Source organism: Methylocystis suflitae (assembly GCF_024448135.1).
GTDB classification, from domain to species: Bacteria; Pseudomonadota; Alphaproteobacteria; order Rhizobiales; family Beijerinckiaceae; genus Methylocystis; species Methylocystis suflitae.
The window spans coordinates 1-2,691 of the sequence record NZ_JAMRYX010000219.1 but is presented as its reverse complement, the minus strand read 5'-3'; the positions used below and the strand labels follow the sequence as shown (position 1 = coordinate 2,691).

The 2,691-nt window shown below is 60.3% G+C and carries 3 protein-coding genes and 1 pseudogene; 1 reads left to right on the top strand and 3 read right to left on the bottom strand.

All coding sequences use genetic code 11. The features are described from left to right. Window positions 1-391: pseudogene (locus NEI07_RS16825) on the top strand (transposase); the annotation flags it as partial. A gap of 218 nt (window positions 392-609) precedes the next feature. On the opposite strand, the gene NEI07_RS16820 reads toward NEI07_RS16825, so the two are convergent. The 3 genes from NEI07_RS16820 to NEI07_RS16810 all read right to left on the bottom strand — a co-directional run bounded on the left by NEI07_RS16820 (window position 610) and on the right by NEI07_RS16810 (window position 2,276). Further along, window positions 610-825, bottom strand: coding sequence for a hypothetical protein (locus tag NEI07_RS16820; RefSeq protein ID WP_256036154.1), 216 nt, complete (start codon window positions 823-825; stop codon window positions 610-612). A 54-nt stretch (window positions 826-879) separates the two neighbouring features. Beyond that, window positions 880-1,473 carry a hypothetical protein gene (locus tag NEI07_RS16815; protein ID WP_256036153.1) on the bottom strand — a complete coding sequence of 198 codons (594 nt, stop codon included), beginning with the start codon at window positions 1,471-1,473 and terminating at the stop codon, window positions 880-882. Between the two features lie 449 nt (window positions 1,474-1,922). Next, window positions 1,923-2,276, bottom strand: a complete 354-nt coding sequence (locus NEI07_RS16810) for a hypothetical protein (RefSeq protein WP_256036152.1) — start codon at window positions 2,274-2,276, stop codon at window positions 1,923-1,925. Window positions 2,277-2,691 lie beyond the last annotated feature (415 nt).

Genomic DNA, 2,691 nt, shown 5'->3' with positions numbered 1-2,691 from the left:
CTGGGCGATGGACATCAGCTACATCCCGATGCGGCGCGGATTCGTCTATCTCGCGGCGGTCGTCGACGTGGCGAGCCGCCGCGTCCTTTCGCATCGCGTGTCGATCACGATGGAGGCGGCGTTCTGCGTCGAGGCGCTTGAGGAGGCGCTGGCGAAACACGGCAAGCCCGAGATTTTCAACACGGATCAGGGGAGCCAGTTCACCAGCCTCGACTTCACGAGCGTGCTGCTGGATGCGAAGGTCATGATCAGCATGGACGGCAAGGGCGCCTGGCGCGACAATGTCTTCGTCGAGCGGCTGTGGCGCAGCGTCAAATACGAGGAGGTCTATCTGCGCGCCTACGACACTGTGTCCGAAGCGCGTGCGTCGATTGGCCGGTATCTGACCTTTTAGAACGGGGCTTGAGAACGCCCACAGGACCGCCTGCGGGGAGGTTCTCTATCGGCTTCATCCGTGGTTCGGGCGCGAAGTTTTCATCCATGACGCGATCGACAAGATCGATGGCGTCGTGTTCCGGTGCTCGGTCGACGGCTCAAACGTCAAGCGGCTGCTCGAGGTCCCCGCGCGGATGTATCGACGCTGGCCGGGGCGAAGCTTTAAGTCGACTTCTACGTGGCCTTTGCCGGCTGGGCGGGATCGTAGACAAAATAGCGACCGCCGAGCGAGCCCTCGAAACAAGCCGATCCGTTCCGGCGCTGCAAATAGAATTTCACCTGGGTATGGGGGACGCCGACCCTTATCGTCGTGTCTCGGATTTCGTCGATTTTGACTTCCAGCGGCTCGTCGGGGCGATCAACGTCAATGAGGACAATGTGCCTCGTCATAACTGCTCTCCCTGTAATACTGCCGCCCGGGTAAAATCTGATTATCATAGCAAATCAAACGTGGCGCGCGAGTCCCGCGCCGGGCCGGCGCAACATGATCCAGGTCAGCGGCGCGCCGGGGAAACACTCGAAGCCGTCCGCAATGAGTTCGCAGCCCATACGGCGATAGAAATTCTTCGTGCGCTCGTTCTGGGTTTCGAGATAGATCGACCAGTTGTTGTTATCGGCTTCCCGCATCAGCGCGCGCGCGAGCTGCATGCCGACGCGTTCTCCCGCCCGTCCGGCGAGCCAGCAGGCTTGCGCATGTGGCTCTTGGGGGCGGCGCAGCTCGAAAGCCTGCTGCGCGCGTCGCAGTTCGAGCAAGCCGCGCGGACTCGTCGCGGCAATGGCGAGGAATCGCGGAAGCTGCCTTAGAATGCGCGAAAGTGTCATCGGATAGGCTCCGGGCCCGTACCACAGAAGCGCGCCGACAATGACCGCGTCGCAGCAGGCGATATGGAGGCCGCCGAAACGCGCGGTGTCGTCGACAAGCGCGTCGAACAGCGCCCGCAAAACGGACTCGCGCGTCGGCTCGCTGGGAAACGCGGTCACGAACAGCGGGCTGTCGAGGAAAGCGTCGACGAGGAGGGCCACTGTTTTGTCAAGCATCGCGCGGCACGATGCGTCGATGCGCCGAATTTCAACTGCCTGTGACATTAAGCCCCACGCACATCAATTCAGGCGCCAACCGAATCGTTGACAGCATCCCGCTTCCTCCGCCAGCGGCGAACAGTGAACGCCATATTGCAAGAAACTATTTCGTTCTCTTGTCCTTTCTAAGATGGCGCGCGGCGTGGACTCGTTCAGCGCGAAGAACGTCGCAGGCTTTTGTATGCGGCGGTTAAATCGGAATTCGTCTCCGTCGATCAATTTCACAATAGACTTTTTTCCGATCTGGCCTCGAAGCTTCAGAGCCCACTCAGCTTCCCGCCGGATCATTAGCGCGAAGTTCGGCGAGAGTAGATGGGTCAGCGCGCACGTTCAATTTGTGACCGCTCAGACGATAGGTCGGAAATTGTCACGGAGATGCGTTGTCGTTCACAGGTGGCCGGCAACGCTTATCGGGCAGATGTTGGGCACGAAGGTCCGGTCGCTTCATCAATGGACAGAAGTTCTGATTTTGTTGGCGTAACCAAGGGGCTTCGAGCGAGAGTAAGGCGATCGGGCGTCCCTTCATATTCGGCGGGGCCGAGCGCCCGGCCGTCGAGCTTCACGCCCAGCAGCATCAACTCGTCGCCGTCGAGCACGAGTGGCGTGGAAAGATCCCCGGCTGGATTGCGGCGCAACGCCAGCCGCGCGGAGACGCGGGTCTTCGTCGGATGCAGGCTGAAATCGAGTTCGACAGAATCGATCGCGAAATCGGCCGGACGGTAACCGGCGAGCCGGATGGCGGCGGTCGAAGGATCACGCATCTTGTTGTGGGGGCTAGAGCCACGTTTCTGCCGCGATTATAGAACGAGAGTCATCATTTGTGACGGTCGGAACAGCCTAACATGGAGGCGACAGTCTTTTTTTGGAAAATCTCCGGCAAGAGGCCGAAATGCCTTGAGCCTGCCGCCGCGTCCGGGCTAAATCAGCTCCATCTTGGCGCCAGAACAAATGGCCCGCCGCCGTGCGCGCGTTGTCGACGTGCGCTGCTTCGCCTCTGAAACGATTCCGCTGGCTTGTCCGCGGAAACAGGCGTCAGCCTGTAAAGCGAAGGTTCATGATCAATCACATGCGGCGGGCGCTTGCTCCTATCTTTGGCGATTTCATTGTCTCTGGCCTTTTCATTCTTGGCGGCCTTCTGACGTTCAGCGCTCCAGCCGTGGACGCTGCGCCCGCCGA